The 6,750-nt window shown below is 34.4% G+C and carries 6 protein-coding genes; 5 read left to right on the plus strand and 1 reads right to left on the minus strand.

Annotated features, from left to right (window positions below; translation table 11 throughout):
• On the plus strand, positions 1-503 hold a 503-nt coding region (locus AC1DUW_RS18160; RefSeq protein ID WP_477643132.1), incomplete at its 5' end, for a S8 family serine peptidase.
• A 233-nt stretch (positions 504-736) separates the two neighbouring features.
• Here the strand turns inward: AC1DUW_RS18160 and AC1DUW_RS18165 are convergent.
• Positions 737-1,525 (minus strand): carbon-nitrogen family hydrolase, encoded by a 789-nt coding sequence (locus AC1DUW_RS18165; RefSeq protein ID WP_053345676.1) that lies wholly within the window; start codon positions 1,523-1,525, stop codon positions 737-739.
• A gap of 789 nt (positions 1,526-2,314) precedes the next feature.
• Between AC1DUW_RS18165 and AC1DUW_RS18170 the strand changes: the two genes are divergently transcribed.
• The 4 genes from AC1DUW_RS18170 to AC1DUW_RS18185 form a co-directional block, all read left to right on the plus strand.
• Positions 2,315-2,470, plus strand: coding sequence for a YuzK family famiily protein (locus tag AC1DUW_RS18170; RefSeq protein ID WP_217993325.1), 156 nt, complete (start codon positions 2,315-2,317; stop codon positions 2,468-2,470).
• Between the two features lie 390 nt (positions 2,471-2,860).
• Complete coding sequence (locus tag AC1DUW_RS18175; protein ID WP_477643133.1) at positions 2,861-4,477, plus strand: ATP-binding protein; 1,617 nt, start codon at positions 2,861-2,863, stop codon at positions 4,475-4,477.
• A 27-nt stretch (positions 4,478-4,504) separates the two neighbouring features.
• Complete coding sequence (locus AC1DUW_RS18180; RefSeq protein ID WP_477643134.1) at positions 4,505-5,191, plus strand: response regulator; 687 nt, start codon at positions 4,505-4,507, stop codon at positions 5,189-5,191.
• A gap of 419 nt (positions 5,192-5,610) precedes the next feature.
• A partial coding sequence (locus AC1DUW_RS18185; protein ID WP_477643135.1) for a CitMHS family transporter occupies positions 5,611-6,750 on the plus strand: 1,140 nt, incomplete at its 3' end.

The following is a 6,750-nucleotide window of genomic DNA, read 5'->3' on the forward strand; positions in this document are numbered from 1 at the left end:
GGGGACCGGATGATGACCCGGCCTTACATTCGTCGATTATAAACGCCGTTCAATCTAATATAATGGTCGTGTGTGCCGCAGGAAATGAAGGTGATGGAAAGGCCGAAACAAACGAGTACAGTTATCCAGCTGCATACCCGGAAGTTGTGGCAGTAGGCTCAGTTAACCGGCGTGAACGGATTTCTAGATTTAGTAATTCTAATGGTGAAGTGGATTTAGTGGCCCCAGGAGAAAAAGTTGTATCAACCTTTCCTGGTAACCAATTTGCTGTCTTATCAGGTACATCCATGGCTGCCCCACATGTGTCAGGGGCTGTTGCGCTTTTAATAAATAAATTTGAAACAAAACTTGGCCGAAGATTAACAGAGTTAGAAGAATTTAATGAACTCTTAAATAATACAGTTTCGCTGGGGAAACCAAAGACTCAAGAAGGGCATGGAATGCTGAAACTAAATCATCAGAAATTAGAAAAAATAAAAAAAGTTTTAAAGGAGTTTAGCTAGCCTTACAGATAGAGAACAGGTATGTATATGATTCTAATTTCATTGCATATTAGTTTAGGAACTCGCATGCAAAGAAATACAAACCCTCTGGGAGTAACTAAGGGGTTTTTTTTGTGAATTTTTTGTATATTGAACTACCATGAAAATAAAACTCTAGGTCTTACAAGCTGCTTAGAACTATTATTAAACCTAAAAAGCTACTTCAAAGTTTGAACTCTGAAGTAGCGTCTACTTTATAACTTTCTATACTTCTCTGGTACTCTGGAATCGAATATAGGAACTTCTTTTCTTATTTGCGGTACTTTCTCTAAATCTAAAGTGGCCTTTAATTCACCAACTTCTTGATTTAATTTCTGAACAACGTCTCCCCAGGGATCTACAATTTGTGAGGAACCTGCGAATTCYACTCCTAACTTTGTTCCCACCACATTTGATGCAACAACATACATTTGGTTCTCAATTGCACGCGCACGAAGTAATATATTCCAATGTGTTTCCCTTGCGAGTGGCCATTCTGCTACGATATGTAATACTTGAATACCTTGTAATGCTAAGTCACGAATAATTTCAGGGAATCGTAAATCGTAACAAATAATAATCCCCATCTTCACACCTTCAAGTTCGAATACTTTAACTTGATTATGACCGCCCGTTAAAAACTTGGGCTCATCTAACATCGGAACAAGGTGCATCTTGTCATATGTGTGAACAATCTCACCCATTCGATTTACAATAACCGCACGATTAAAGATATCTTTACCGTCTAATACGGCAATCGAGCCACCTACCAAGTTTACATTAAACCTCTTACCCAGTGATTGTAAAAATTCAATCGATCGATTACCATCCTCTTTGCAGATTTCTTTCAATTCTTCTAACGCATAACCCGTAGACCACATTTCAGGAAGTACTACAACATCCAAATCATCACTATAGTTAGCTTCTAACCAGCGTTCAATGATTTTCCTATTCTCTTTTGGATTCCCAACTTCTAAACCCATCTGAAATACTAAATAATTCATATTATTCACTCCTCAATACTATTAAATAATGAAGTAACTGGTTTCACAAACAACCATAAGATAGCTGCAAAAACACAAGGATTACAGTTACTCCTAATGTGATATGCCAACCCAAAATTTCTGCTAACCATCCACATAATAACGGTGAGACAAATGCTCCTAGATTTCTCCACAAGTTCATCCAACCTGATATGGAACACTCTAACTTTAGCGGTTTCGACAAGTTCTCTGTCTTCAAGTATATATTCTTTTTCTTGTTCATTCACTAACTATTAGTACAAACATGAAAATTCAGTCAATTTAAAGTAATAAGATTGTTATACATATCCTTCTTTACATTTATTAAGCAGTTAAAATATATCTTGATCAATTTATGATGCAGATTCTCTCTTTTGTAGGCTAAGGGGTGGTTCGTATTATAATGTTAGAACGTTTTACTTAATGAGCTTTTTAGACCGGTATCGATATCAAATATAGAGGAAATATACATTTTTACTCATCACTTTGAAGACCATACTTTTAAGATTTTATTAAGTCACTCCTATTAAATGATGAAGAAAAGAATGTAAAAAAATATATGATGCAGAAAAGGGAAATAAAGGGAAATGGAGGGATATGGCGTTTACATGCACTGAATGAAGACCAATCGTTCAGAAGCCCGATTATCAGTAAATATAGGTCCAGAGCAGTTTTGCATGTTTTCTCATTCAATGATAGGATGTGTACGATATTAAATATAGAAAGGATTGATTCTTCATTAATTTTCTCGATTTAACGTACACGTTGGCAATGGAAAAAGCTATGTTTCGGGCTCATGGGATCGGTTATGCACAATATGCTCAAAAACTGGAGCAACGTATAAAGGTTGAACAAGAACGGGAACAAGATTATTTACAAAGCAGACGTATATTAGAGGTAATGAGAGCCAATCTTTTTATGAAATGAATAGATTTATATACAAACTCAGTTTGCAAATAGAATATAAAAACTCATAAACAAAAGAGAGAGTAATCTTAAGATTGCTCTTTTTGTCTTGTAGTAAATAGCATCCGGTAAGCTATTTTTAACGCTCAGACCATTGTTGATAATCTTATCGTTCAATAATTGACTCAAGTCCTGAATAAAATCTCAGGATTAAAGAAATCTTGATATATCCTCTTGAAAAGCTATGAAAATGTGTAAAGGAAAAACACAAGGATAGATATTAAATGACAAGTGAAGCCTTGAATGACAAAGGGTTTCGCTTTTTTTATGGCAATGATATTCTTGTTTATACAATCTTTCAATGAGTTATTAGGTTTAAATTTTAAATGTAAATAAATATGAGGTGCTTCTATGTATATAATCGCTAAGAAAATTCGAATAAATCTGTTAACTCAGCTGACTTTGCTCATTACATTTGTTGTGTTTATTAGTACATTTCTTGTAAGCACACTTTTTTCTGGAATGATTGATGAAATAATAGAGCATTACATAGGTCAAGAGGCGATGACCGTTGCAGAATTAACTGCTAATAATAATACGATTATCCAGGCTTTTGATGAACGGTATCCTTCAGAAAAGATTCAGGCTGTTGCAGAACATATTCGTAAAACGACTGGAGCAGATTATGTTACTGTTGCTAATTTGAATGGAATACGCTACTCACATCCTAATCCTAATTACATCGGTAAACATACCGCAACAAGCAATGATGCTACGCTCAAAAGACACGAGTCCGTTATTTATAAGGGTAATGGGATTTCAGGTCCTGCAATTAAAGCAAAGACCCCTATATGGAATAATAAGGGAGAGGTTATTGGCGTTTCTTCCGTAGGATTTTTAGTGAATAATATAGAAAAACAGGTGTTTGAGTATAGGGTGAAGTTTATAAAATTATCCTTGATCCCACTTATATTCGGAGTGATGGGGGCTATATTTATTGCTCGACGCGTTAAAAAACTTATTTTCGGGCTCGAGCCCGAAGAAATCTCCTATCTTTTTAGAGAAAAAGAGGCAACACTTGAATCCATTCGGGACGCAACAGTTACTGTTAACATTGAAGAACGAGTTACTTCAATGAATAAAAGAGCACGTGAATTATTTCGTGATCATTCGCTAGTAGTCGGTGGGATAATTAAAAACGAGCATTTAAATGAACTCATTAAAGAGGTAATTAATAAAAAAGCAGGTCTTGCTAATAAAAACTTATTACTTGGCCATCAGCTCTATATTTTGGACTTATCTCCTATCTTAAAACAAAATGAAGTAAAAGGGATCGTATTAACAATTAGGACGATATCCGAAATTGAACAGTTAACTACTGAAGTTTCAAAGATTAAAACTTTTTCGGAGAATATGAGAGCACAAAATCATGAATTTCTTAACAAATTAAACACAATTTACGGATTATTAATCTTAAAGCAATACGATAGAGCAAGGGAAATAATCTCATCAGAGGTAAAGGAACGGCAAGATATAATTTCTTTCCTTGTATCATCAGTAAAAGATCCATTAATAGCTGCATGTTTGCTTGGTAAGGTCAATCGTTCCAAAGAATTAAAAGTGAGTCTACATTTTGAACATGAAAGCAACTTAACGAGTGTTTTAACTATTGAAGATTCTAAAAACTTAGTCCCTATTATAGGGAATATTATTGACAACGCATTAGAAGCTGCTAGGGTAAAGAATGGAATGAACGGTCAGGTTAAAGTTTCATTTACTGACTTAGGGAAAGATATTATTTTTGACGTTGAAGATAATGGAGCAGGAGTACAAAAAGAAATGGCATCTACTATTTTTATAGACGGATACACAACTAAGAATGGAGAAAACCATGGGATTGGCTTAGCCATTGTAAAAAGTTCAATTGCTTTATTTAATGGTGAAATTTATATCGATAACAGCCCTTTAGGAGGGGCAAGATTTACAATCGTGATACCTAAGAGAACATCGTTGAAAAAGGAAGAGTGATTATGTCTAAAAAGCCCTATTACGGTTATGATTGTGGAAGATGATGAAGTTGCAGTAAAGATATACGAGCAATTCACTCGTAAATTAGACCATTTTAGTGTAATTGCCACAGCAAGTTCAGGAGAACAAGCATTAGAGTTATTACAAATTTTTACCCCGGAATTAATTTTGTTAGATGTTTTTTTACCGGACATCAATGGGGTCGAGCTTCTTAGGGAAATTAGAAAGAAGTATCGAGGAATTGATGTCATTCTTATCACAGCTGCAAATGATACTGAAACAGTAAGTGAAGCTATTCGAGGGGGTGCATTTGGTTATTTAATCAAACCTATTATCATTGACAAATTTTTATCTACACTTAAGCAGTACGAGCTTACGAGAATCCACCTCCATAGCGATAAATTAATTGATCAAGATAAAGTGGACTTCTTTTTTGGAAGAAACAATAAGCAGAACAAAAAAGAAGAAATTAACATAGAAAATTTTCCAAAAGGGATCGATAAGCATACCTTAAAGATAGTCAGAAATAAAATTCAAGAGATAACGGGTAGTTTAAATGCAGATGAACTTGGACAAATGGTTGGCATTAGTTATTCAACGATGCGGAGATATTTAGAGTACTTAGTTTCTTGTGATGAAATGGAGATTGAAATCACTTATGGAACCGTTGGTCGTCCAGAAAGAAAATATAAATTGAAAATCACAAAAGAATAGATACTACGAATTATAACTCGAGTAATGGATGACTATAAGTGATCTATTACTCGTTTTTTTTGTATTCAAAATATGCGTTAGTTATTTATTTTACTTTTAGAAACCATCAGAAAACAAATCATAAACCGTTTCATGAAAAAAATAAAAAAAACTATCTTTATAAAAGATAGTAAACTTATTTATCTTTTATATTCATAAAAAATTATCAATGATAATCTTCTTATTAGGAAGCGCTTTCAAGCTAGATGATTGTACTTAATACTCATTATTTTTCATTTTACAAATTTACATTTATTCACTCGGATTTAAAAAGAATGATGTACTAATTAAGTAGAAAAAGTCATCTTGCGTTTTAAAAAAAGAGTACATTTTTATTTTTTTTTGAAAGAGTTATCAACTATAAAGGAGGATATACACTAATGCTATCTTTTTTGGGATTTTCTATGGTTGCAGTTTTTATGTATTTAATTATGACTAAACGACTTACTCCACTTGTGGCCCTTATGCTTGTACCCATAGTATTTGGGTTAATTGGTGGTTTTGCTAAAGGAATGGGACCTATGATGGTGGAGGGAGTGAAAGATATAGCCCCTACAGCCATTATGATATTTTTTGCCATCTTATACTTTGGACTTATGATCGATTCAGGATTATTCGACCCTCTTATTGCTCAAATATTGAAAGTGGTAAAGGGAGACCCTTTAAAAATAGTTGTGGGTACAGCGGTCCTCTCTATGCTCGTTGCCTTAGACGGAGATGGGACCACTACATATATGATTACTGTGTCGTCATTATTACCGCTTTATAAACGGCTTAATATGAACCCGCTAATACTAGCAGCAGTGGCCATGTTATCAATGGGCGTAATGAATATGACACCATGGGGCGGGGCTTCTGCAATGGCAATGAGTTCATTAAATATAGAGGCTTCTGAATTGTTCATTCCACTCATTCCTGTAATGGGCTTTGGTCTTCTATGGGTACTTTTTGTAGCATTTACTTTAGGCAAAAGAGAACGGAAGAGATTAGGAATAATGGAAATACAATATTCCACTCAACAAGATACCAAATTAGAGTTGGCAGCAACAATAGAGCAAATAGATTATCGTCGCCCTAAACTAGTGTGGTTCAACTTTCTATTAACCTTGGTACTAATGGTTTGTTTAATAATGGATTTTATGTCGCTTATGATTTTGTTTATGGTTGCTTTTGCAATTGCTTTGTTGGTGAATTATCCACTTGTAAAGGATCAACAAAAACGTATCTCTTCCCATGCTAGMAATGCAGTAGCAGTAGTTTCAATTGTTATTGCGGCAGGGATTTTTACAGGAATTATGTCAGGAACGGAAATGATTGATGCAATGGCTAATACATTAGTTTCATTAATTCCGGATGCATTAGGACCTTACTTACCAGTAATAGTAGCATTTTTAAGCGCTCCGTTTACCTTTTTTATGTCAAATAATGCTTTTTATTTTGGAGTTCTTCCAATTATAGCTCAAGCAGCCGAGGCTTATGGAATTAGTGCTGCCGAAATTGGGCGTGCCTCTATATTAGGT

The organism is Peribacillus sp. P4_C12, from assembly GCF_056402095.1.

Excerpts from the sequence above, each read along its gene's own strand:
- AC1DUW_RS18170 (WP_217993325.1), top strand. The coding sequence starts at position 2,315 with ATGGAAAAAGCTATGTTTCGGGCTCATGGGATCGGTTATGCACAATAT.
- AC1DUW_RS18175 (WP_477643133.1), top strand. The coding sequence starts at position 2,861 with ATGTATATAATCGCTAAGAAAATTCGAATAAATCTGTTAACTCAGCTG.
- AC1DUW_RS18180 (WP_477643134.1), top strand. The coding sequence starts at position 4,505 with ATGATTGTGGAAGATGATGAAGTTGCAGTAAAGATATACGAGCAATTC.